The organism is Acinetobacter sp. AOR14_HL (assembly GCF_027855175.1).
Lineage (GTDB): Bacteria > Pseudomonadota > Gammaproteobacteria > Pseudomonadales > Moraxellaceae > Acinetobacter > Acinetobacter calcoaceticus.
Genome location: NZ_JAKTII010000022.1, coordinates 57,471 through 80,095, shown reverse-complemented (window position 1 = coordinate 80,095; position 22,625 = coordinate 57,471). Strand labels below are relative to the sequence as shown.

The following is a 22,625-nucleotide window of genomic DNA, read 5'->3' as shown; positions in this document are numbered from 1 at the left end:
AATGTCAATCTGTGGTAAATCATATTATATATTTCACCCACAAAAAACCGTCTAAAGACGGTTCGTTCATGAATTTAAAATCTAATTCATTTTAATGATAATTTAGTTTTTGCCTCATCATCTTTTTTTGCACACTAATTTTTCCAATAAAATTGGTTAGCCATAAAATGCATTCATCACGATGTTCAAAATGAGGAATCAAACTTAAATCAACTTTTATATCTCTATCTGCTAAAGGCAAACTCAGGCAATATTCAAAATCGATAGAGTTATACTTTAATTTTAGATCCTTTTCTTCGGCTTGCTTTTTGATTTCAGCCATAATTCGATTGAGGTTAACAATCAAGTTATTTGAAACTTGGTTATTTTCATAAATACGTTCATATACATTTTCAGCAACATCTATGTATTTAATTAGCTCGGCATTTTCGTTCATATTATTTATATTCCCCTTTTTTTAAAGATTATGAACAGCTAAATGTTTAATTGCGTTACTTGACACATTGCTTATGTGAAAACCGTATATTTTTCTTTATTAACAAATATCTCTAAGAGATTGTTATCTATTATGATTCAATAGATATTTGCACATTTGTATACATTTAAAATTTTCTAAAATCTAAATTTAGACAATGTTAAAAGTTAGTTAGGATGGGATTAAGACAAAAAAAACCGCCCCAGAAGGCGGTCGCTGAAGTTAACCCAGCAGTATATAGAAGTGTGGTGGACCGTCACTTCTACATTCTTTTTATGAAGGAGTTTTATTGGTTTTAGTAAAATCTTCAGATTTAAAATAATTGATAATCAAGTCTGCATGCTCTTCTTTTTGAGGAGCTACAGATACAGGAAATGCATCTTTCGACATCTTAAAACCTGGTGGAAGAAATTGCGAAATTGGTGGCAATTTAGGTTTTCCACCTTCCGTAATTCTTTCAATAAAACCTGCTAACCAAAGAAGATACTCTCCTTCATTTGCAAATTTTGGCATGACACTTAGGTCAATTTTAACTTTGCATTCACTTAAAGGTTTGGTTAAGTTCTCTTCAAAATCTATATAGTTGAACTTGAGCTTAAACTCAGTACCCTTGATCGCTTTTCGAATCTGACTAATTAAACAGTTGAGATTCTGAGTAATGTCATCAGTGAATAAGCTATCTTTTTTAATATTTTTATAAACCTTTTCGGCTACAGCTAAATACTTTGGCATTAACCTCTCTCCGTACTATTGTTATAAAGTGCTGATCTAAAAATCTTTTATGACTTTGATTATGCTCAAAGAAATGTAAGCAAAGGTAATCTTATTGGTGTGGTTTGTAAGTAATTAACATCTTATGTAAAGAAAGCCTAAAAAACACCTAAAAAAATTATGGTTTTGATAACTCATCCACAAAATGAATGGTTGAATAGAGATAATTAGAAACATTTACTTTCATATTATTTTATACCAATTGGTAAAATTAATATGTTTTCATCTGTTTATCACGTCGCATCAAACCCAAAACAGATCTACGCACTCTTATTTCTTCCTCAGAAAAAGGCAAGTGTTCTGTGAGTTCGTAAATTGAGAGAGAATTATTTTCGATCAAGAAGCAGTCTTGCTCTGTTGTCCAATTAGCCGTAGTGGATTCAGTTTGTTTTAAATAGCGTTTCATATTTCCTAGCAGACTTGTTTACACATACAAAAAGCCTGCCTTTAGGCAAGCTTATATTTTAGATTTTAAATTGATCATTATTATAGCAGTCTATAAATGATATGTTCAGTTAATATTGTAGCTGCCCTAACTGAACATTATAAAAAAGCCCACTTACTGTGGGCTTCTTGATTGTTATTGTGCGGCATTTACCCCAACAATAAACTGACTACAATTAGAACCTTCAGATGCATTACCTAATTGCTTTTCAGAGAATTTGAATTTGGATGCAACTGACTTGTAATCTTTTTTAAGGCTTTGTCCTGTTAGCTCACCAAGCTCTTTCACTTGTTCTGGTTTCAAGATGTCATGTTCAACAGCTTGGTTTACCATTACACATGCTGCGGTCATCGCGTCATAACGCGCAGCAGTTTTAGAGTAACCTAGAGCGCCGATTACTCCACCAACAATTAAACCAATAATTACCGCTAAACTTACATGCATTTTATTCATTTTTTAAATACCTAAAAAACTAATCAAAAGAGGAACACTTCAAAAGGATGTGCTCAAGTCCAATTAGGATAAATGTATTTATCTGATATCAAAAATTAGAATCTGTCAGATTTTTTGATAGATAAAGAGATTTCTAATCATCAAGGTAAAAATGGCTTTGTTAGAAAAACAAATCCGACAGAGAAAAATGCATTATCGTGATGAGAAATTTGATTGCCATAACTTGCATCTAATTGAATAAAGTCTTTATAGACCATGTATCTAAAACCTGTCTGGTAAAAGGAGTCGTTTCGGTCATTACCATATACTTCGGCAGTGAGCGTTAATGGATGAGTAAGTTGTGTTTCGGTTCCAATTCCCCACGTGGTCTGGTTTTTATGCGTGGTATTTTCACGTAACCAACCAAGGTTGGCATGGATTAAAAATTTATCATCGAAAGTAGAAACACTTAATGGAACGTTAACAGTCCAATCTTTCTTAGAAGAATCTTTAGTATTCATTTGAGTGCCAAAAGAAAAACCAACTCCCCAATCATTGGTTTCTAAAGGCTTTAATAAGGTTTTACCTTGTAAGGTTGCATAGCTGACGTGCTCAGTATCATCGTTTACTCTTCCCAGCCCTACAGCAAACTCAAAATTGCCACCAAAATTACAGGCAGGCATTGCCCAATATTCTTTGTTGTCAGGATTATGCTGCATCCATGTTTCGAGTTGACAGGTTTTTGGAGAAACAAGAGCTGCATCGTCAACAACCATAGGTCGTCCACTATGGCTAGCGTTAGATAAAGCCAATAAACAGAAACCAAAAATAAGTGAGCGTTTCTTTAAAGTAAATACCACTGGCATCACTCCCATAAGTTATGGAGCATATGCGAGTACTGCAACCCGTCATGATTAAATCATGGGCTAATAATAGAAATGAAAAGATGGAAATAAAAAACCTCTTCTTGCATCCACAAAAAGAGGTCTGTTAGGACTTCAGTGGATACTTAGACTATTACCGATCGACTAGTGTCACTCGAACAAGTACTCACAATGAAGCTCCTAAAAATTTGTTGGGCGGATTCTAAAATTAGCTTTGTTAAATATCAAGTTAAAATTTAGTGACAAACTCATCACCCAACCCCCAACAAAAAATATTCAAGCAACCGCTCTCTTTCATCTGGTTTGTTAGGATCTAAAAGAGTTTCTCTTAGCCAATCCTCTCTTTCTCAGCATCTTGCAAAAATGCGTGAGGAAGGACTAGTTGCGTATCGTCGTGAATCACAAACGCTGTATTACCGTATAGAAAATCCTGATATCGCAAAAATCATAGCGCTGCTTAAAAGTATTTTTCAGTCTTAAAGAAAGCCATATGGAAATATATGACTTTTGTTATGAATAAGTATGGGACTAAAACACTCTACTTATTCTTATTTAAAATTCTTTTACTTCGCTTTTGTTTTTTGCTTGGCACAGACATAGGGATAGCCACCTTACCTGTACCTAACCCGCGGAAAAAATAATTAATGATATATAGAAATAAAAGACCAAAATAAAAAATAGGAAATATACTAAATACAGTTATGATGATTTCCCATATCATCACCCCCACTCTGTAATTATACCCAAGTACTATAAGTCCACCTCTACGTCTGGGTCTCTGCTGAGTAATATCATCCTCAATAAAGTGAAAAATTCCGATAATAAAACATAGGGCAAATAAACTTGAGACTAATGTCTTTTTGATTAAAGGTTTCTCTAACCAAGGGTATTTTTTTGAAGATTCAAATTCGGCTTTAAAAAATATTTTATAAATTTCCTCTTGATAAGCTTTATTAACCCCATATTTTTTAATAAAAAAAAAGCAGATAACACAACCAACAAAGAACATGACTATGGTTATATAAAGACTATAAAGAATCGTAAAAAACGGTAATGGGCCTTTCGTACCAACAGTCACATGCATAGTTTGTGTGATGTATTGATATAGCTCATACTGCCATTCGTTTTTAGGATAGGCAGGAAATACAAATAAAGGAATAATAAAAAGAATGGAACATATAGCTATACTTCCTTTGTTCTCCTTACTTTTCAGTGCAATAGTAGACAGAAAGTTTTTAGAGGCCATAACTATATTTTACTATTATTGATGTTTCACCTTTTAATACCTCATTTGATAGTATCATTTCATCACTCACGTTCTAATCTTCAAACCAAATAAGTTGCTAATTTAACTAACATTATCTCTAATCTCAACATTAAACTCTCTTGACTATTGATATACTTTTATCTAGCTTAATATCTGTCTTAGCACCGATTTCTGATCGCAATAAATACATAACATTACTTATGCCCTTATTTAAATCTTCAGTAAACTCTTTAATAATTCCAGTTATTTTATTATTTTTTTCTTCAAATTCTTCTTCTTTATCAATAATCGGTTGCATAAGTTTTCCTGCATCCTCAATTTTAAATTCTATCAACTTAAATATATTTTCTTCTCGCTCATCTTGAAGATTATTAATACGCAACTCATCCAGTTTATGATATAAAATATTTAAATTATCCAAGCTATCACTATGTCTCTTTACTAAGTTTTCTAGTTCTTGAGATAAATCGAAGTACCCCGTAAGCTCAAACATTAAAAACTCAATTCTTGGCAATATTAAATTAACAAAATCAACAACTTCCTTCTTTGTTCTTGTATCACATACAAATATAACTTTATCAAGATTTGTAGAAAAAGCCATTATTCTTTTCCACAACTCACTTTGGAAAGAATGCTTTTCAATTTGCAATACTTGCAAACCTGATAATAATAAAGAATATGATTCTGCAAACTCTAAATATACATTTTTCCTAGTTTCTGCTAATCGAGATACTTTTTGCAAATGTAATGCTGTATACCAAGAAAGTAAAATACCAACTACAATACCGATAGCTCCAATACATGAAGCAATTAATGTGTAATTAGCCTGAATTTGTGCACCTTTTAAAGTAGCAATTGCTGAAAATAACTCTTCACTCATACAAAAATTTAAACAGAAGTTAGTAGATAACTTCTAATCATTACACAGAGTTTATGATCAATAAACTTATAATAGTTCCCTCACCCAAACCCCAACAAAAAATATTCAAGCAACCGCTTTCTTTCATCTGGTTTATTGGGGTCTAGAAGCTGAACCATTGCCCCATCAATCACAAACAAAAACATGTGTGCATCTTGTTTTGAAGCATTTTCATTAGTTGTTAAAAGCAAATTATAGATTTCATTAATGAACCAGTTCCGATAGTCAATTACGGTCTGATAAGCCTTTGGATGTGTTTTCGCAATTTCAAAAATGGCTTTAAACGGCAAATGATAAAGCCCTTCTAAGTCGGCATGCAAAAAGTAAATCTTGCGCAGTTTTTCAACTAGGGTTAATTCTTTTTGAACATGGATAATTGAAATTACCTCTTGCTTCAGGCCATCTTTCTGAAAGGTTAGGCTCATTTCAATGAGACGTTCTTTTGAATGAAAGTAGTTATAAAAAGTAGCTTTGGGCACTTTTGCCGACTCGATAATTCGGTCTACCCCGACGTTATGAAAGCCGTATTTATTAAAGAGAAATCTTGAAGTGTGAAGCACGCTTAAAGCACGAAATGGAAGATCTGAATGTGGCATAGTTTTACCGTTATAGAAAATTATTGTTGTATACAAATGAGATATAAAAACCGCTGCCGTTTTTTGGGAGAAAAAAGGCATAGCAAAGCCCATAAAGACTGTGCGTGGCACATCTCAAGTTTTATTGTTGATTAAGTTTTTAGACGAAATAATTTAAAGCCTGAAAACCTTACGGCGATCAAACTGCTTTAAAAGTTTAAGTTGTGTCGATATAGCTTTTGGCAAAGGCTGCCAAGAAATAATGAATGTGCAAAGCCAACTCCTTTTTATTTGGAGTTCTGCCAAGACATTAGAATTATGGTGGCAGAACGAAAGAGGGTTAGCAGACTGGTACGACAACCAGCACACCCGAAGGTGTCCCTCTCCCGTCCTACCGCTACGGGAGGAGACGAGGAGTCTACGCATAAGACTATCCCTCAGAAGGGATAAATTCTGATGCGGTCGTATACGGTCTGCTAAAACCGACTGGCAATGTAGGCCAGCAGGCAAAGAATAGTATTCAACCCTCTTTCAGTCAAGCACACGAAATGACAATCGTATTAAAATAGATCATTAAAAAGTAAAGATAAATAATTAAAATCTATTGTTAAATTGGGGTTTATAAAACACTAAAATAAAGACAAATGGCTATTTTTCTGCTTTAAGAATTTCCAATAAATTGATAAAACCTTATTACAAAGGATGTAAATATGTAATTTTATTCCAACCCATTTATACAAGTATATTTATTTATCAAGGTATTTCCTCTTCAAGAGGTTTACGGACATACGGTATCAATTCTTTTTTTATTGCTCCAAATAATTGAAAATTTTGTTTAGCCATATTTAAGCTAATGCCATTTGCCCCACCCATATAATCAGGATCTTCATTCTGAACATTATCATCTTCCCAAAAACAAATTGGACAGATTTCAAACGAATCATAGGCTAAGTCATCAAATGTAAGATAACCACAACATAGACATGCGTAAGACACTATTTTATCCCATCTTTGTCTATTCCAATAAAGTATACCATCAGTAAGTTTAAACACATTTTATGGATAGCTCATGAATGTGTTCCTCTATTTTTACCATTCAAAACTAAAATTTTTTATAGCTATTATTGGTCATGGTTTATTAGTTATTCTAACTCTAGTATTAATAATATATTTTTGATAACAATTAAACTTAAGTAATTTATATAAGGATGGTTATGAATCTGCATGAAGTGAGCATTTCTACTCAAAGGCTTAATCTAAAACCATTTTCAGCAGAAGATGCCGATGAAACATTCAACTGTATTACCCCTACCCTGACACGCTATATGGCGTGGGGCCCTCAACCAAGACATGAGTTTGATCAAACTTGGAATGGTTGGTTAAAAAACTTCAAAGCTGAATCTGAAATTATATTTGTTATAAGAGAGGCACATTCTCAAATATTTGTAGGTCTTGTTGGTCTACATCGTATGCAAACTCCTCATCCAGAGTTAGGAATCTGGATACGCGAAGATTATCATTATCATGGTTATGGAAAAGAAGCTGTATCAGGAGTCGCTAAGTGGGCAGTCGACTTTGTTAAACCTGAATATTTTATTTATCCAGTCGCTGAAGAGAATTATCCAAGTCGAAAAATTGCTGAATCTCTGGGAGGCAAAGTAGTTTCAAAATCTACAGGTCCCAAATACGAATTTGTAACCTATGAGATTCCTGTTAACTTTTAAACCTCAATTCACTAAACACTCACAACATATTGATCTAGATTTTTTAATGCAAAATTAATCACTTGAGAAAGCTCTTCTTGCGAATATCCATCTCTTGCTTGAACAGATAATCCATGGAGAACGAGCGCGTAATATTGCCCTAAGGTTTTAGGGTCAGCCTCTGCAACCAATTGACCATCTGATTTTGCTTGAACAAATCGATCGACCAGACTTTGGCCCCGTGTAATACGCTGTGCTTTCATCCAGTCTAAAACAGCTTGATTTTCTTCGCCTAGCACACTCGCTGCAGACACAACCATGCACCCATAGGAATGGTTGGCTTGCGTGTAAAGTGCTAGCGCATCTTGGAATAATTGGCTGATGGCATCCTTAATATTTTTTTGCTTTAAAGCGTTTAGCGCGAAATTACCTTCGTTCTTTTCATAGTGATTTACGGCCTCTCTAAACAGAGCCTCTTTAGAACCAAATGCTTTATAAATTCGAGCTGAGGCAATCCCCAAAACTTCAACTAAATCTGACATTGATGTGCCTTCATAGCCGTGAAGCCAGAAAAAATCTCTCGCTTTTACGAGGGCTTCTTCTCGATCAAACTCTCTTGGTCTGCCAGCCATAATGACCCTTCATCAAATTTAGTACGTCTTTTCATTATTATTCGAAAAAAATATTTTCACAAATAAATCAATGAGATTTATTCAAAATAGTCCCGTTTTGTTTTGATTTTCAAATAAAAAGTTGTTTTTATCCAAAATTCAGCCTATTGTTTGTCGATCGACAACTAATTAGGTTTTATTATGAAAACCATCAAAGGCCCTAGTATTCATCTTGCTCAATTTAGCGATGATGTTTTCCCTTTTAACCGTCTAGAAGATATTGCTGCTTGGGTAGCAAACCAAGGCTTTGAAGCGGTACAACTACCTGCTTGGGATAAGCGTTTATTTGATGTCAATTTGGCAGCAGAAAGCCAAGATTATTGCGATGAAATATTAGGTACTTTAAATAATCATGGCTTAAAAATCAGTGAGTTAACGACTCATATCTTTGGACAGTTAATGGCTGTGCATCCTGCTTATGACTCAATGTGCGATAACTTTGCCCCATCTCATTTGCATGGCAATTCATCAGCTAGAACCGAGTGGGCAAAACAGCAAATGCTCGCTTCAATTCAAGCATCTGCCCGTTTAGGTCTTAAAGACATGGGGACATTTTCAGGCTCTTTGGCGTGGCCTTATGTATTTCCATTTCCTCAAAGACCGTCAGGACTCATCGAAACGGCTTTTGATGAATTAGCGCGTCGCTGGCTTCCTATTTTGAATGCTTGTGATGAACAAGACGTCAACCTTTGCTATGAAATTCACCCCGGTGAAGATTTGCATGACGGCATTACATTTGAAATGTTTTTAGAGCGAACTCATAACCACCCACGTTGCCATATTCTTTTTGACCCAAGCCATTTTGTTTTGCAGCAACTGAACTATGTGGAATATATCGATATCTATAAAGATTTCATTCGCATGTTTCATGTTAAAGATGCCGAATTTAATCCAACAGGCCGCCAAGGGATGTACAGCGGCTATCAAAGCTGGGGAAATCGAGCAGCTCGATTCCGTTCTACGGGTGATGGTCAAGTTGACTTTAAAGCGATTTTTTCCAAGTTAGCGCATTACGACTACGAAGGCTGGGCAACGTTGGAGTGGGAATGCTGCCTGAAAAATAAAGATGATGGCGCACGCGAAGGTGCCGAGTTTATTAAGCAAAATATTATTCATGTCACCGATAAAGTGTTTGATGACTTTGCTGCTGCCCCTGTGAATCAGACTCAAATTAATCAGTTATTAGGTATTTAAGGAATCGTAAGAGAACTCAAAATGAAAACTCAATTATTCAATGAAAACTCACATAACGAATTCCATCATCATTACACTCACATCGAAAGTAAAAAATTACACTACGTCACCTTAGGGGAAGGTCCAGTTGTATTACTGATTCCGGGCTGGCCGCAAACATGGTACGCGTGGCACAAGGTCATGGTTGAACTGGCAAAACAGGGTTATCGAGCAATCGCTGTTGATTTACCCGGGACCGGAAATTCAGCTCCACTGGAGGGAAGTTACGATACGGGGCGTATTGCTAAAATTCTATCGATGCTTATGACTGAACTTGAATATCCAACTTATTCGGTTGTTGGTCACGACATTGGCATGTGGGTTGCCTATGCGCTTGCATCTGACTTTCCTGAGTCAGTGACTCGTCTTGCGGTAACAGAAGCAGTGATTCCCGGTTTAGCGCCCGCACCTCCTATTTTTGTTGAGCCGAGTGAAAATATCTTTCTTTGGCATTTCATGTTTAACCAGACCTTAGATTTACCCGAAGCTTTAATCGCAGGCCGTGAAGATACTTATTTAAATTATATGTTTGATAAATGGTCGTGGCACAAAGATAAAGTGGCGATTGAAACTTATATTGAAGCCTATAAAATTCCGGGTCGATTAACGGCGGGTTTTAATTATTACCGTTCTATTCCAGAGACCATTCGTCAAAATAAAATCAGAGAAACTAAAAGCTTAGACATGCCAGTTTTAGCAATAGGCGCTGAACATGCCACAGACAATGCACCTTATGAAACCATGAAAAAGGTTTCACCGCATTTAACCAGTGCGATTGTAAAAGACTGCGGTCATTTCATTATGGAAGAACAGTCAGAAACATTTAGTTCTCTCATTTTAGATTTCTTGCAGCAGGAAAAAAGCTATGCCTCTACTTGCTGAAATTGAAAGCTGGCTTAAGTCCAGACCAACCACACAGGCTGTAAACTCGTTGCAAGAGCTAAGGGAACAAGTAAATAAAGACATTATTGATCAGCAAGGCATTCATCATGATGCAAGCTATCAGCAAAGTTTTCATGTGGCTGTTTCAGATGATATGGAAATTGAGGTTCGTGTTTATGTTCCCCATTCCCTTGAAAACACTGAGCAACGGCCCGCTTTAGTTTTTGCTCATGGTGGAGGCTGGTGTCTGGGAAGTTTAGATGCATGGGACCGCTCGTGTCGGTTATTAGCAGAATCCACTCAACTGGTTGTGTTTTCTGTGGACTATCGATTGGCTCCAGAGTTTAAGTTCCCAACACCTTTAAATGATTTTTTTACGGCCTTCCGTTATATCAGCGAGAATGCTTCAATATTTGGAATTGATCCCAACCGTATTGCTGTAGGTGGAGATAGTGCCGGCGCAAATATAGCTGCGGCCACATGTCTCATGGCAAAACAACATCCAGAAATTAAGGTGAGCCATCAACTTCTGTTCTACCCCGCCTTAGATGCAACCATGAGTAGCAATTCTTATAGCCAATACGCAGAAGGTTATGGTTTGGAGTCATCCACAATGGTTTATTGCTGGGATCAATATGTGCCGTATGAAAGTGAAAAACAGAATGAACTTGTAAGCCCGTTACTCGCTCAGTCTTTAGATGGATTGCCGGATGCGACCATTTTTATTTGTGAATATGATCCCGTTCGCGATGACGGTGAAAGATATGCTCAAAAATTGTGGGATGCCGGTATTCAGGTGAACTTTCATTTGTTAGAAGGAATGATTCACGGTGCGATTCACATGTTGGCCATTCGCCCCGAGAATGTAAAATCTATCTATAGCAAAATTCGTATGTAGATAGATTTTTCGATTATTTAAACATATTGCTTAGTCGGGCCACTCTTCAAAATTGTTTAATTACACTTCTGGAGTGGCCCAATTAAATTTTAACTATGGATATTGGTTATCCGAGTTACGCTTATGAGACCGTGAACTTAACGCTATTATTTTGATAGATTGGCGTAATATCCTTGCCATTCAGTGTCACTTTTTTGTAGGTGCCTTGGACTTTTTTAGCTGATAACACCGTATAAGTGCCTGATGCTAAATTGTCTTTTGTAACGAGCTGCAATGTTCCATTTAAAGTCAGGGTATTTGCCACCTGAACTGCTGGAAGTACATTCGATTTAAACGTGATGTTGAATGTCGTTTCTGCAAGCTGAGTTAAATTACCCGCAATGTTAACTGTTTTTGCTGAGTTGGTTTTTAATAGGCTATTTTCATGCATATAAATATCGCCTTGACCAGCACCATGCTCAGACAATATTTCTAAACCACCTTGCTTTAAATCAATACCACCAGTAAACGCGTTATTTCCTGTAAGGGCTAAAGTTCCCGTGCTTGATTTGGTCAGTTTACCCGCACCCGTAATATCATTACTCCATTGGTCATATTGGCTAAAGCCACCTAAACTTGCATCCATGGTCAGATTTACGTCACCATCAAAGCTGCCATAACCTGCGCCCGCTCTAAACAGGTTTAAGCGGCCATAACCTTCTACGTCGTCCATGACAGGATACCCCGAAGCAAGCGCAGTCGATTTTAGAACTACTCGGCGCTGATCGGCAGTTAAATAAGGAAGTCGGGTTTCTAATAAAACTTCGGCTCCTTTAGGCACGGTGGCTATTTTTGTTTTATCGCCAATTTGGTTAAAACCATAGGTCATCCAGTGATTGACCTGCTGTTTTAATTTTTCAATATCGGCAAAACGGTCATTAGCATCATACGGTGTTTTAGACAAACCATAAAATGATTCAAACGTTGAGCTATTGGTTTCTTTCATAAGCTGTGTTTGAGCTTGTAAATAAGCTTCTTTTCGTTGCTCTACAGTCATGGCATTTAAGTTTGCAACATCTGCGGCAATTGATTGAAGTCGTCCACCAATCACGTCCATCGCTGAATGCATTCCCGCAATAATACGTGAATCACCCAAATCTAAACCACGAGCGATTAGTTCCTGATAACGTTGGGGTACTAAATACGCCATCGCAATTGCATTTCGACCAGCTTCAGCTGTGTGTCCACTTGGGAATCCACCGTCAGTTGCAGGCGTACTACTTTTTGCAGACTCTAAACTAGGCACTACAATAACTTCAGAACTCCAACGCCACGGGCGAGCATATTTATAAAAACGTTTTGCAGACTCTGTCGAAGAGTTATTCCCCATCGCTTGAACAAATTCAACGACTTTTCCAAAGTTGGCGTTTCCATCGGCCGTGGTTAGTCCACTATTATTTCCTTTGTCATCATATTTTACTTGTGCGGCATCGGCTGGTACTGAATTGATTGTGGTGGTCTGCCCAGTGAGTTTTCGCCACGGATCGGTTAATGCTCCCATCCCTGTCGTGACACTATAGCTTTTTCCGCGTCTATCATCTAAATAGGCACGTATAGCTTCTTCGTCTGTACGTTTATGAGTCGTCTGAATTGAATAATTAATGTTGTAGTTCAATACATCTGCATTCTTTTTTATACCGTCCGTACTGTCACCCGGTAAACCTGTCCAGTTTGATGCGACTACTGCCGGAAAGCCGTCTTTTGCCTCCGCAGATTGGCCTGCATCTACAAATAAGCTTGAGGGCGTCCATACATCTAAAAAGCCACTCAGCACACGTACACCAGCATTTGTTTCAACCGTTGCATATCTTGCATCGCCACGTTGATTGGTCATCCATGAATCTACCATGGTGGTGATATTTGATGGTACAGGAGCGGTATCTTCATATCCTACGCCCTTTGGCGCTGCTGGTATTTCTTGATTTGCTGCAGAATTATCATCAGAAGAGTTACTGTCATTACAACCCGTAAAAAAGACCGAACAAGAGATAAGAGAAAGTAAAAGTGTATTTATTTTAAAGCTTGACATGATGTAACCCGTTTAATAAATATCCGTATCTTTCATCATTAATGTTTAGTTGTTATTACATATCACCAGTTAATTTAAATTTTTCTAAATAATGTAATTTCTCTTTTTTACGTTCCATATTTGTCTGTTAAAGGCTGAAATAGCCATTTTGCTTATTTACTGAAATGCGGCAATTCTTTAAGAAAATCATTTAATGGCATTGGACATCCCCATAAATAGCCTTGAAACTCCGTGCAGCCATTGTTTTTAAAAGCGCTAAACTGTTCAGCAGTTTCAATCCCCTCTACTAACACTTGTAGGTTCAAATCTAGTCCAATTTTAATAATACCAGTGACTAATTTATTACTGCGTTTATCATCCAAAGCTGCTTGTACAAAGCTACGATCAATCTTGATTTGTCTAATGGGCATCTTCTGTAAATAGCTTAAAGATGAATAACCTGTACCAAAATCATCAAGAGAAAGCTGAATTCCATTTTTAGACAAGAAATGCATTTTTTCAATCATGCTTACACAATTCGTTAAAGCAATATTTTCAGTGATTTCTAATATGAGTCGAGATGGATTTATCTCATACTGCTGAATCAGTCCGATCACACTCTGCTCAAAGTTTGGTTGCATAAAGTGATCAGCACTAATATTGATTGAAAGCGTAAGATCTTTGGTCTCGTCTTTTTTACTCCAATCTTTTAAAACTTTGCAGGCTTGAGCCAATACCCACTCCCCAATCTCTGGCATTAACCCAAAAGTTTGAGCCGCGGGAATAAAATCTTTTGTGGGAACATAACCTAAAACAGGATGTTGCCATCGTAATAAAGCTTCTGCGCCAATTAGTGTTTCAGAAGCATTGATTTGCGGTTGATAAAAAAGCTCAAATTGTTCTTTAGCCATTGCTAAGCGTAAGTCTTGCACCATGGTATTTTCTGTTTGTATCTCTAATTGCATGGTGTAAATTGAAATACAAATCATGAGTGTAGCGACACAAGTTGCAATCCATCCACCATGGTCACGAATATCTTCGGGCAAAGGTATAGCGCTATCAAGATTAAAAGAGCTGCCACTAAAAAATATAAAGCACCCGATCGACAATAGAATTAAAACAATTTGTAAAAAGCTTGGATTTCTACGGTAATTTAAATACCCCAATATCGCCCCAGCAGGTAAAAACAATTGAGCCACCTGCGGACGGTCACTTGTAGCTACATCAAAAAATAAGCAAAAAATGACTGGAAAAACAAGCAAAACGACTTGAGATAAAAGAATGCCCGCTGAAACACGGTTTATATAAATGAGAAAAAGGCTAAATATGGAGATCAGTGTAAAAAAGATGTCCATACCAACAATCAACCACATTTGAGAAAATGCGAAATATATGGTCCAAAACAAGCAAAAAATAATGCAAATAAAGATATTCGCTTTTGCTGCGATTGTAAGCTGCTGATCCTTTACGGCGCGGTAATTTTTCTGACGTTTTTTAAAGTAAGACGAAGCTATCATAAATAAATCAACCGTAAAATATTTCTTCATAGACCCCCATCTTGATCATTGATTTTCCTTTTCAATATTCACCAATAAAACTTCATGTTTTATTCCCTTGTTCTTTATATGATTCGAATTGAGATCGGTGTTGTTTTAATTGTGGTGGTACAGTCCAGTTGTTTAATTGAATGATGTTGCTTTTTCAATCACCCTATAATTTTAAAGTATTATTCCCTAACGATACATGCCTCAGCGACGAAGGTACAGGCTTTAAATAGTGAAAAATTAGAACATTACCATTTTTAGAATATATCGTTTCAATGATTGATATTAATAATAATTATCATTACTATTTAAGAATATCTTAAATGTTTGTTTAATTGTGCTACTCATTACCAATTTGTGGGCTCCTCTGCTATGAACCTGAATGTAGATAAACAAGTATGGTTTAGCCAAATTTACCGTTCTCAGCAAACCACGCTCTTGTCATGGTTTAAACATAAACTTCAGCACCATCATCAATCTGAAGACCTGAGTCAGGAAGTGTTTTATCGTGCTTTAAAAAGTGAATATAGTTTTAAACAAATTAAAGAGCCGCAAGCATGGCTAATGGGGATCGCCAAGCATGTCATTATTGACCATTGGCGCCGTCAACATATTGAAAATCTCTATCTCGATGCCCTACAACATCTTCCAGAAGAATATTATCCCTCTGCCGAACATGAAGTTTATATTCAAGAAACCTTGTATCAGGTTCATTTAATTTTAGAAAAACTCCCTACCCGAACAGCTCAAGTGTTTTTGATGTCGCAACTAGACGGCATGACTTATCGAGAAATTAGTGAAAAAATCAATATTTCTGAGGCCACGGTAAAAAGAGATATGAAACAAGCTTTTTTAGCATGTATAGACCTTTATAATTAAACCCGTTAAACGCGCTTAAATTGCTACCCTATGTCAGATATTACGAAAATCCCTCATCATGTTTTAGATGCAGCCGCAGATTGGTTGGTACTTTTGCATTCAGGGGAAATGACAGCGTTACAGCAGCAACAGTTTGAGCAATGGAAAGCTGAAAAAAAAGAACATCAATTAGCACTCCTGCAAATGGAAAAATTTAGCCACGGTTTATCAAACCTTGCAGGCAGCTTCCCTTCAGAAGCGTTAGTCCAGTCCAATCAAAAATTTAATCTCGCTGCAAAACGTAATATGCTGTTAAGCCTTTCAGGTTTAGTCATCGTTGGCTTGTCTGCCTATTTCATACCTTGGGAAAAATGGCAGTCGGACTACCACACCAAAGTGGGTGAAATTAAAAAAGTATCGTTAAAAGATGGTTCACAACTGGTCTTGGCAAGTAATTGCTATGTCGATGTAAATTTCACGCAAGAGACACGTCAAATAAAACTGATTGATGGGGAAATTTATATTGAAACGGCAAAGGATGCTCAGCATCGGCCATTTATTGTCGAAACCAAGAATGGTTCAGTAGAAGCCTTAGGTACTCAATTTTCAGTGAGACAAGAAAATAGCGAACAAACAAAAGTTAAAGTCTATAAACATGCGGTAGCCATTGAGCCAGAGAACTCATCTAAACGGCAGATATTAAAACAAGGTCGGCGTGCTTTTTTTGACGAAAAATATATTTCAAAGTCTCTTCCTCTCGATAACGATCAACCGTATTGGACCCAACAACTTTTGGTCGTAGATCAATGGCCACTTCAAAAAGTGTTGGATGAACTATTCCGCTATAAAAAAGGAACCTACCACCTCGACCCAGAATTGAAAGATATTAAGATTTCTGGCGTGTTTTCTCTAAAAAATCCTGAGCAAAGCTTAGAAACTTTGGCCTATGGCCATCAACTTGAACTGACCTATTACAGTCCTTATCTGTTAAATATAAAAAAAAGATAAAAAAACATGACCCTTTTTTTGATCTGGTTCGACTTATAGAGAAATACACTCTCTGTCGAGAAGACCACATGAAGGATTATCAAGCAAAAAGTAAATTGGCTTTGGCTATACGTGCAGTGCTGTGGAGTACGCCATTGGTGGTCACGGCGCTTACCACAACTTCTGCTTACGCTGCGCAAACTTATCGCATTTCAATTAATCAAAGCACACTTGATCAGGCCATTAAGCAACTTGCGATTCAAACGGGTACGACCATTAGCTACGATAATGCGAGCCTTTCAAAAACAAAAAGCAAAGCGCTTAAAGGGAATTATGCTGTTGATGATGCCTTAAACCTTTTATTGCAAAGTCACCCATTTGAAGCCGTTAAAGTCAACAATGGCGGCTATAGCATCCGAGTGAAGTCTTCTCCCGCTCCGATTGAACCCAAAGTCTTTCAGTTGGAAACGATTAAAACCAAAGCAAATAGCAGTAAAGAATTTGATACGGCAGGTGGTGAAGCAGGTACAGCCCATTTAGCAACAATTCATGTTAATGCCGATCATGGTGAAAACCTAACAACCGAAGATTCAGGTTTATATACGGCGAAAGCCACCACTGCTTCTACTGGCTTAGCTTTAAGTTTGAAAGAAACGCCTCAATTGGTCAGTGTAATCACCAATCAACAAATGAAAGATCAGAACCTGACACAACTAACCGATGTTGTAAGTCAGGCGGCAGGCCTCTCAATTAAACAAGGCGGAAATATTGGTAGTGATAATTCCCCTATTTACGCTCGCGGTAAAGAAGTGGATAGTTATTTACTCGATGGAGTGAAGCTCATGAGTTCATATTCAAGTATTTTCCAAAGTCAGGACATGGCTTTATTTGACCGTGTAGAGGTTGTTCGAGGTGCAAATGGCTTAATGACAGGTGCCGGAAGTGCAAGCGCAAGTATTAATCTGGTCCGAAAAAAACCATTACAAGACTTTAAGGCTTCCGTGAGTGCTGACATCGGTTCTTGGGATTCTTACCGTACCGATATTGATGTTTCAACACCGCTTAATGAGTCTGGAAGTATTCGTGGTCGTACCCTGTTTGCCTACCAAAAATCAGACTCTTACATCGACCGCTACAACGAAGAACGTAAAGTGGCTTATGCCGTAGTAGAAGCCGATTTAACCGACCAAACCAAAGCAAGTTTAGGTGTTAGTTACCAACAAATTGACATGACTGGTGTCGCTAGGGGTGGTTTACCTAGCTTTTATACCGACGGGAGTTTAATCGTCTGGTCACGTTCAGATTCAGCGGCAGCGAGTTGGACGGGTTCTGACCGTTCTACTACATCTTACTTTGCCGATATTGAACACAAGTTTAATGACCGCTGGAAATTAAAAGGTGTGGTGTCTAGAACAATTACCGATTCGGATGAAATTGTAGGCTATACCTACTCAAGTAAAGGAATCGATAAAGCCACAGGTAGCGGGGCGATGTTGTATGCAACCCGTTGGGATTATCGCCCTACTCAAGACTTGTTCAATTTAACCTTAAACGGTTCATTTGATTTATTTAATCAAACTCATGATGTAGTACTCGGCACAACCTACACAAAAAGTAAAAATAAACGCCCCACCTATTCTGGCTGGAATAACACAGTTGACGATAAAATGACATGGGATGGCACTCTAAAAAATATTTTTGCTTGGGATGGCAGTACACCTAACCGCCCTGAAACAAAAATAGATGGTTGGTACAGTGGCGATGATCGTAGCCAATCTATTTTTGGTGCTGTTCGTCTTAAAGCAACAGACAATCTTGCTGTCATTTTAGGTACTCGAATTGAAGACTGGGAACGTGTAACGGGCGATCATTCAGATGCTAAGAATACGACTACCTACACAACACAAGAAGAAAGTGGCAAGGTAATTCCATATGTGGGCATTACCTATGATTTCACTGACAACTGGACTGCGTATGCAAGCTACACCAATATTTTTTCACCACAAGATAAGAAAGCCGTTACAAGCGAATACATAGACCCATTAATAGGCAATAGTACCGAGCTGGGTATTAAGGGTGAGTTTTTTGATAATCAGTTAAATGTTGGCGCTGCTATTTATCAAACTAAAGAGGACAATACAGCGATTGCATTAACCAATGTATTTGCCCCAGATGGTTCTCAAGCATATCGAACAGAATCTGGCACAAAAAGCCGCGGTTTTGAAATTGAAGCGACAGGTAAGTTGACTGATTTATGGCAAGTTTCCACAAGCTTTAGCCGTAACTTATCAAAAGATAGCCAAGACAACCGATTAAATACCGGTGTGCCAAATAACACAGCCAAACTGTTTACGACCTATACCCTGCCTTATCTTGATGAAGCGCTTACCATTGGGGGCGGCATTCGTTGGCAAAGCGAAATTTATGAGAAAAATGCAGTCTCTGCAACGGGTAGATTTACTCAAGAAAGTTACGCTTTGGTCGACTTAATGGCGCGTTATAAGGTGAACAATAATCTTATGCTCAACTTCAACCTTAATAACTTATTTAATGAGAAATACCATTTAGCCACCACAAATAGCTATTACGGCGCTCCAACCAATTTTCGAGTGGGCGTGAAATATGAGTGGTAAATAAATTACTCGACTTTTAAAAACCTTACTTCAGAGGCAAATAATATTCTTCTGAAGTAAGGTTAAATCTACTTAATAAGCTGGACTAGGATATTTTCGCCTAAGCTCAGGCTATAATATTAGACATGCTCTATTATTTTTTTTAATTCTCATATGAAGAATGCATTTTCTGACAGCAATCAAATTAGACAAGTTTCTAGTTTCCCTGAACTTATAAGTACAAAGTTTCAAGGAGAGGCAAATGCGATGTGTTGGCACAGAAATTTGGTTGGTGACTTTAAAGAAATTGTGAATAAACTTCATTTAAAAGAAAATATTACAGAAGTTTCTATTGAAGACCTTTTAGCACTACCGCTTTCAGAACAAGGCAATTTGGCAAGGGAAACTATTTTAGAAGATATCGAGCAGTTAACTGAATTTGGCGCATCACCTGTACTTAATTTGCTTAAACATTATGAGCGCGATGAAGAGCTAGATTTCATTTCAACAGACGTATATTCATTTCATGTTGATCGCTCCCCCATTGAAACAGACACCTTTTTATGTACCTATCACGGCGCTGCAAGTGATATTGTGCCCAATGATCAGGTTGAACAAAAAGTTTTAATTCCAGAAATTAGAGAAAAGCTCAAAGCATTATATGAAGGCCCAGATGCTGAATTTGAAGCCTTTTTGGCAGAGTATTTTTTTGATTTGCATTATCAGCCTAAATCTAACGCCCAACCTGTAAATTTAGGCACAGGACATTTGTGGCGTCTGGCTGTAGACCATCCTACTCAAAAGGTTTTGCCGTGTGTCCATCGGGCGCCTGTTGAAAAAAATGGTGAATATCGATTGCTGTTGATTTGTTAAATATTTCGGTGGTTCTTATATTCATCATTACTTTTTTCTACTCTTAATATATGACATTCACACGGACCCAATCTTCATACTTGGTTGCCTGAACATTGGTACTCGATGTAATTGCCCCATGAATAGGAATAATTTCTTTCATTCCTGTAGCGACTCCTGAACGTATTTTACTTCCCGACCCTCCCCAAATTTGAGTATGGCCTGCATCTTGATAGAGTACATATGCAACAGATGCTGTGCTGGCAGCAGATTTAAGTTCAAAGTTATTGTCTGAAGTTACCGCCAATTGATACGGTGTATTTTGACTACATTGGACAGATACATCCGTTCTTGCACCAGCAACTGGCTGAGAGCGAACAACTGAACCAAAATCTAAATTTCCTTGTGTGGAAACTTCACACGTTTCTACAATGGTTAAACTGACCTTCAATGATGTAGATGTATTTCCGGCATCTGCACTATTTATTATCAGCATTCCCATAAGAGAAAATAAGGCGTATTTAATGACTTTCATTTCTTCTCCTTATATTTTCGTTCTAATATCTATTCGTCTTTATATTGTTATTTCTCTGTTCTTACTAAAGAAACAGTTTTCAGGATATTTTAGTTATAAAACTTAATATTGCGGACTGTCAATCAATACTAAACAAATGATTTCCATATTATTTTTTAGAATTTGTGATGAATTACACGCAATCTAACCAATTTAAAAAGTAGTTGATGTTTTTATTTCCCTTAAACACTTTTTTTGTCATCATTTATCACAATTTATATCTGCCTAATCAGTGCATGCTTCAAAAAGTTGTTAATAACTTATGATCTGATAATCAACTTTTGAGGATGTATTTGTTAATTCTGTCTATTATCGCAATTGCATAAAAAAAACGATCAAAATAATATTACGGGAAATAGATTATAACTTTACATATTATTTATCTTATTGATTCAATATAAAGAAGATTGTGAAGTTAAATTTAAAATGAATGATTCTGGCAATTAAAGCCACCTGTTTTTAATTAGAGAAACTATTGATATGAAAAAATATTTATTATTACTTTTACTCAGCTTTTATTCGATTCATTCATTTGCTTCAGACAAATTACATGGCAGTGTTTGGAAAACAATTGATGATGCAACCAATGAACCCAGAGCACTGGTAAGATTTAGCGAAGATAAAAATGGTAACCTCTCTGCTAACATCGAAAAAATACTCGTTCCGAGTGAAGCCAATAAATGTACGATGTGTGAAGGTACCTACAAAAACAAATCTTTAATTGGTTTAACCATCGTCAAAAATTTAAAAAGTGTAGGTCAAAATAAATATGACAAAGGATCTATCCTCGACCCTCAGTCAAATAAGACATATCGTTTTAGTGCAACAATGTCACCAGATGGTAGCAAACTTATCGCGCGTGGATACATTGGTATCTCTGCAATTGGTCGGAACCAAACGTGGTATCGAATTAAATAAGCTTCGAGGTCTTTAAAAGACTTTATTTATAAATTGCATGGTTTTTTGACTTAATCCTTTATCTCAAGAGCCATGCAATTTTTTCAAAATTGTCTGAATATTCTTAACAGTTTTTAAAATATTCTCGAGGTGTTACACCAAAAGCCTTTTTGAATGCATGGCTAAAATGTGAAAAATCAGTAAAACCATAATCTAAAGCTACTTCAGAAATGCTAGCCACCCGACCACTTTTTAGTGCGTCACGACTTGCTATTAAACGTTCAGACCAAATGACTGACATGACCGTCTTTTGATGTCTTGCAAATGCCCTACTCAATGTTCGTGTTGATACACAATGTGTCTGTGCAATCTTTTCTAAGTTAAGTTCAGGATTTTGTAAATTTCTTAAAATAAAACTCATAGCCTTACTATACAAATCCCGCTCAATATTTACCTTCGCAATATCCTGTACTTCTAAACTTAATACCAATAACTCTAAAGCTGATTTAGCAAAGCGTTCAGCAAAATCTATATTGGAAAAATCAAATGCTTGATCTACTGATTGACGTAGCATCTCACGCAAAGGAATAATTCCAGGCCGAGTTTCATCCAAAACTTGAGCAGTTAAATGTTCAATATTAGGAACACGATTGATTAATAAATAGCGAGGAATTCGGATTAAGTGATTTTTGTTTCCGGCTAAATTGAACTGAAAGGTTTGTGCAGCATCGTATAGCATGAGGCTATTATTTCGGTATTGTGTTGTTCTGCCACCTTGGGCTAGTTGTCCACAACCATTTTCCATAAATCCAAGCCACAAATCATCATTTGGCCCAAACCGTAGATGCTTTTCGGTGCGTTCCCAAAAGTGCATAGTTGATGAAACAGTGCATATATCTATCAAACCAAGATGACGTACACTTAATTCACCATTAAAAGATTTTTCATCTTCAGGCTTGCTTTGAGCTGGAATACAGTGCCGTAACACAACATCATTCCAATATTCGAAACGTTCAGATGCATTTATATCTTGAGTTGAATAATGAATCGGATTTAATGACTGATAATGATTCATGGCAATTTAATCCCTTATACGACT

24 protein-coding genes are annotated in these 22,625 nt (G+C 36.8%); 10 read left to right on the top strand and 14 right to left on the bottom strand.

The features are described 5' to 3' along the window. Positions 1-91 precede the first annotated feature (91 nt). The 5 genes from MKL38_RS18470 to MKL38_RS18450 all read right to left on the bottom strand — a co-directional run bounded on the left by MKL38_RS18470 (position 92) and on the right by MKL38_RS18450 (position 2,989). On the bottom strand, positions 92-436 hold the full coding sequence (locus MKL38_RS18470; RefSeq protein ID WP_005047854.1) for a hypothetical protein: 345 nt from the start codon (positions 434-436) through the stop codon (positions 92-94). Between the two features lie 312 nt (positions 437-748). Continuing rightward, the gene (locus MKL38_RS18465; RefSeq protein WP_270904049.1) at positions 749-1,207 is read right to left on the bottom strand and encodes a hypothetical protein; all 459 of its coding nucleotides are present in this window, start codon (positions 1,205-1,207) and stop codon (positions 749-751) included. Between the two features lie 250 nt (positions 1,208-1,457). After that, positions 1,458-1,652, bottom strand: a complete 195-nt coding sequence (locus MKL38_RS18460) for a hypothetical protein (protein ID WP_270904048.1) — start codon at positions 1,650-1,652, stop codon at positions 1,458-1,460. Between the two features lie 174 nt (positions 1,653-1,826). Next, on the bottom strand, positions 1,827-2,144 hold the full coding sequence (locus MKL38_RS18455; protein WP_270904047.1) for a hypothetical protein: 318 nt from the start codon (positions 2,142-2,144) through the stop codon (positions 1,827-1,829). 140 nt (positions 2,145-2,284) lie between these two features. After that, on the bottom strand, positions 2,285-2,989 hold the full coding sequence (locus MKL38_RS18450) for a hypothetical protein (protein WP_270904046.1): 705 nt from the start codon (positions 2,987-2,989) through the stop codon (positions 2,285-2,287). A gap of 321 nt (positions 2,990-3,310) precedes the next feature. On the opposite strand from MKL38_RS18450, the gene MKL38_RS18445 reads away from it, so the two are divergent. Further along, positions 3,311-3,487, top strand: coding sequence for an ArsR/SmtB family transcription factor (locus MKL38_RS18445; protein WP_270904045.1), 177 nt, complete (start codon positions 3,311-3,313; stop codon positions 3,485-3,487). A 58-nt stretch (positions 3,488-3,545) separates the two neighbouring features. On the opposite strand, the gene MKL38_RS18440 is transcribed toward MKL38_RS18445, so the two are convergent. The 4 genes from MKL38_RS18440 to MKL38_RS18425 form a co-directional block, all read right to left on the bottom strand. Then, entirely contained in the window at positions 3,546-4,253 is a 708-nt protein-coding gene (locus tag MKL38_RS18440) for a hypothetical protein (RefSeq protein WP_270904044.1), read from the bottom strand. 130 nt (positions 4,254-4,383) lie between these two features. After that, entirely contained in the window at positions 4,384-5,154 is a 771-nt protein-coding gene (locus MKL38_RS18435; RefSeq protein ID WP_205469531.1) for a hypothetical protein, read from the bottom strand. Between the two features lie 80 nt (positions 5,155-5,234). After that, positions 5,235-5,789 carry a TetR/AcrR family transcriptional regulator gene (locus MKL38_RS18430; protein WP_270904043.1) on the bottom strand — a complete coding sequence of 185 codons (555 nt, stop codon included), beginning with the start codon at positions 5,787-5,789 and terminating at the stop codon, positions 5,235-5,237. A 732-nt stretch (positions 5,790-6,521) separates the two neighbouring features. Further along, complete coding sequence (locus tag MKL38_RS18425; protein ID WP_045435854.1) at positions 6,522-6,764, bottom strand: CPCC family cysteine-rich protein; 243 nt, start codon at positions 6,762-6,764, stop codon at positions 6,522-6,524. 218 nt (positions 6,765-6,982) lie between these two features. Here MKL38_RS18425 and MKL38_RS18420 point away from each other — a divergent pair, with 218 nt between their 5' ends. Further along, on the top strand, positions 6,983-7,492 hold the full coding sequence (locus MKL38_RS18420; protein WP_270904042.1) for a GNAT family N-acetyltransferase: 510 nt from the start codon (positions 6,983-6,985) through the stop codon (positions 7,490-7,492). Between the two features lie 11 nt (positions 7,493-7,503). Here MKL38_RS18420 and MKL38_RS18415 read toward each other — a convergent pair whose 3' ends face one another. Then, positions 7,504-8,103: a TetR/AcrR family transcriptional regulator gene (locus MKL38_RS18415; protein ID WP_270904041.1), complete on the bottom strand. Its 600-nt coding sequence runs from the start codon at positions 8,101-8,103 to the stop codon at positions 7,504-7,506. 180 nt (positions 8,104-8,283) lie between these two features. Here MKL38_RS18415 and MKL38_RS18410 point away from each other — a divergent pair, with 180 nt between their 5' ends. From MKL38_RS18410 to MKL38_RS18400, 3 genes are read left to right on the top strand one after another with little or no spacing between them, the layout of a single operon-like run. After that, positions 8,284-9,336, top strand: coding sequence for a sugar phosphate isomerase/epimerase family protein (locus tag MKL38_RS18410; protein WP_270904040.1), 1,053 nt, complete (start codon positions 8,284-8,286; stop codon positions 9,334-9,336). Positions 9,337-9,357: 21 nt separating this feature from the next. After that, positions 9,358-10,257 (top strand): alpha/beta fold hydrolase, encoded by a 900-nt coding sequence (locus tag MKL38_RS18405; protein WP_270904039.1) that lies wholly within the window; start codon positions 9,358-9,360, stop codon positions 10,255-10,257. Then, complete coding sequence (locus tag MKL38_RS18400) at positions 10,241-11,155, top strand: alpha/beta hydrolase (RefSeq protein ID WP_270904038.1); 915 nt, start codon at positions 10,241-10,243, stop codon at positions 11,153-11,155. Before MKL38_RS18405 ends, MKL38_RS18400 begins: the two co-directional genes overlap by 17 nt. A 121-nt stretch (positions 11,156-11,276) precedes the next feature. Here MKL38_RS18400 and MKL38_RS18395 read toward each other — a convergent pair whose 3' ends face one another. Continuing rightward, positions 11,277-13,223, bottom strand: a complete 1,947-nt coding sequence (locus tag MKL38_RS18395; RefSeq protein WP_270904037.1) for an acid phosphatase — start codon at positions 13,221-13,223, stop codon at positions 11,277-11,279. A gap of 152 nt (positions 13,224-13,375) precedes the next feature. Next, complete coding sequence (locus MKL38_RS18390) at positions 13,376-14,749, bottom strand: EAL domain-containing protein (protein ID WP_270904036.1); 1,374 nt, start codon at positions 14,747-14,749, stop codon at positions 13,376-13,378. 369 nt (positions 14,750-15,118) lie between these two features. On the opposite strand from MKL38_RS18390, the gene MKL38_RS18385 reads away from it, so the two are divergent. The 4 genes from MKL38_RS18385 (at position 15,119) to MKL38_RS18370 (ending at position 20,076) form a co-directional block, all read left to right on the top strand. Beyond that, on the top strand, positions 15,119-15,625 hold the full coding sequence (locus MKL38_RS18385) for a sigma-70 family RNA polymerase sigma factor (protein WP_004642252.1): 507 nt from the start codon (positions 15,119-15,121) through the stop codon (positions 15,623-15,625). A gap of 30 nt (positions 15,626-15,655) precedes the next feature. After that, positions 15,656-16,612 carry a FecR domain-containing protein gene (locus MKL38_RS18380; protein ID WP_270904035.1) on the top strand — a complete coding sequence of 319 codons (957 nt, stop codon included), beginning with the start codon at positions 15,656-15,658 and terminating at the stop codon, positions 16,610-16,612. A 68-nt stretch (positions 16,613-16,680) separates the two neighbouring features. Further along, positions 16,681-19,224, top strand: coding sequence for a TonB-dependent siderophore receptor (locus MKL38_RS18375; RefSeq protein ID WP_270904034.1), 2,544 nt, complete (start codon positions 16,681-16,683; stop codon positions 19,222-19,224). Positions 19,225-19,377: 153 nt separating this feature from the next. Continuing rightward, positions 19,378-20,076, top strand: coding sequence for a DUF1826 domain-containing protein (locus tag MKL38_RS18370; RefSeq protein ID WP_270904033.1), 699 nt, complete (start codon positions 19,378-19,380; stop codon positions 20,074-20,076). 43 nt (positions 20,077-20,119) lie between these two features. Here MKL38_RS18370 and MKL38_RS18365 read toward each other — a convergent pair whose 3' ends face one another. Next, a complete protein-coding gene (locus MKL38_RS18365; protein WP_270904032.1) occupies positions 20,120-20,590 on the bottom strand; it encodes a Csu type fimbrial protein in 471 nt (156 codons plus the stop codon). 519 nt (positions 20,591-21,109) lie between these two features. On the opposite strand from MKL38_RS18365, the gene MKL38_RS18360 reads away from it, so the two are divergent. After that, complete coding sequence (locus tag MKL38_RS18360; protein ID WP_270904031.1) at positions 21,110-21,547, top strand: DUF2147 domain-containing protein; 438 nt, start codon at positions 21,110-21,112, stop codon at positions 21,545-21,547. 103 nt (positions 21,548-21,650) lie between these two features. Here MKL38_RS18360 and MKL38_RS18355 read toward each other — a convergent pair whose 3' ends face one another. Further along, on the bottom strand, positions 21,651-22,601 hold the full coding sequence (locus MKL38_RS18355; RefSeq protein ID WP_270904030.1) for an AraC family transcriptional regulator: 951 nt from the start codon (positions 22,599-22,601) through the stop codon (positions 21,651-21,653). Positions 22,602-22,625: the final 24 nt, after the last annotated feature.

What these genes read in the sequence shown, in the direction of transcription:
- MKL38_RS18370 (WP_270904033.1), top strand. Translation starts at nt 19,378, where the DNA reads ATGAAGAATGCATTTTCTGACAGCAATCAAATTAGACAAGTTTCTAGT.
- MKL38_RS18405 (WP_270904039.1), top strand. Translation starts at nt 9,358, where the DNA reads ATGAAAACTCAATTATTCAATGAAAACTCACATAACGAATTCCATCAT.
- MKL38_RS18385 (WP_004642252.1), top strand. Translation starts at nt 15,119, where the DNA reads ATGAACCTGAATGTAGATAAACAAGTATGGTTTAGCCAAATTTACCGT.
- MKL38_RS18435 (WP_205469531.1), bottom strand. Translation starts at nt 5,154, where the DNA reads ATGAGTGAAGAGTTATTTTCAGCAATTGCTACTTTAAAAGGTGCACAA.
- MKL38_RS18430 (WP_270904043.1), bottom strand. Translation starts at nt 5,789, where the DNA reads ATGCCACATTCAGATCTTCCATTTCGTGCTTTAAGCGTGCTTCACACT.
- MKL38_RS18440 (WP_270904044.1), bottom strand. Translation starts at nt 4,253, where the DNA reads ATGGCCTCTAAAAACTTTCTGTCTACTATTGCACTGAAAAGTAAGGAG.
- MKL38_RS18420 (WP_270904042.1), top strand. Translation starts at nt 6,983, where the DNA reads ATGAATCTGCATGAAGTGAGCATTTCTACTCAAAGGCTTAATCTAAAA.
- MKL38_RS18380 (WP_270904035.1), top strand. Translation starts at nt 15,656, where the DNA reads ATGTCAGATATTACGAAAATCCCTCATCATGTTTTAGATGCAGCCGCA.
- MKL38_RS18400 (WP_270904038.1), top strand. Translation starts at nt 10,241, where the DNA reads ATGCCTCTACTTGCTGAAATTGAAAGCTGGCTTAAGTCCAGACCAACC.
- MKL38_RS18465 (WP_270904049.1), bottom strand. Translation starts at nt 1,207, where the DNA reads ATGCCAAAGTATTTAGCTGTAGCCGAAAAGGTTTATAAAAATATTAAA.
- MKL38_RS18410 (WP_270904040.1), top strand. Translation starts at nt 8,284, where the DNA reads ATGAAAACCATCAAAGGCCCTAGTATTCATCTTGCTCAATTTAGCGAT.
- MKL38_RS18360 (WP_270904031.1), top strand. Translation starts at nt 21,110, where the DNA reads ATGAAAAAATATTTATTATTACTTTTACTCAGCTTTTATTCGATTCAT.
- MKL38_RS18375 (WP_270904034.1), top strand. Translation starts at nt 16,681, where the DNA reads ATGAAGGATTATCAAGCAAAAAGTAAATTGGCTTTGGCTATACGTGCA.
- MKL38_RS18450 (WP_270904046.1), bottom strand. Translation starts at nt 2,989, where the DNA reads ATGCCAGTGGTATTTACTTTAAAGAAACGCTCACTTATTTTTGGTTTC.
- MKL38_RS18355 (WP_270904030.1), bottom strand. Translation starts at nt 22,601, where the DNA reads ATGAATCATTATCAGTCATTAAATCCGATTCATTATTCAACTCAAGAT.
- MKL38_RS18415 (WP_270904041.1), bottom strand. Translation starts at nt 8,103, where the DNA reads ATGGCTGGCAGACCAAGAGAGTTTGATCGAGAAGAAGCCCTCGTAAAA.
- MKL38_RS18455 (WP_270904047.1), bottom strand. Translation starts at nt 2,144, where the DNA reads ATGAATAAAATGCATGTAAGTTTAGCGGTAATTATTGGTTTAATTGTT.
- MKL38_RS18470 (WP_005047854.1), bottom strand. Translation starts at nt 436, where the DNA reads ATGAACGAAAATGCCGAGCTAATTAAATACATAGATGTTGCTGAAAAT.
- MKL38_RS18390 (WP_270904036.1), bottom strand. Translation starts at nt 14,749, where the DNA reads ATGAAGAAATATTTTACGGTTGATTTATTTATGATAGCTTCGTCTTAC.
- MKL38_RS18365 (WP_270904032.1), bottom strand. Translation starts at nt 20,590, where the DNA reads ATGAAAGTCATTAAATACGCCTTATTTTCTCTTATGGGAATGCTGATA.
- MKL38_RS18460 (WP_270904048.1), bottom strand. Translation starts at nt 1,652, where the DNA reads ATGAAACGCTATTTAAAACAAACTGAATCCACTACGGCTAATTGGACA.
- MKL38_RS18395 (WP_270904037.1), bottom strand. Translation starts at nt 13,223, where the DNA reads ATGTCAAGCTTTAAAATAAATACACTTTTACTTTCTCTTATCTCTTGT.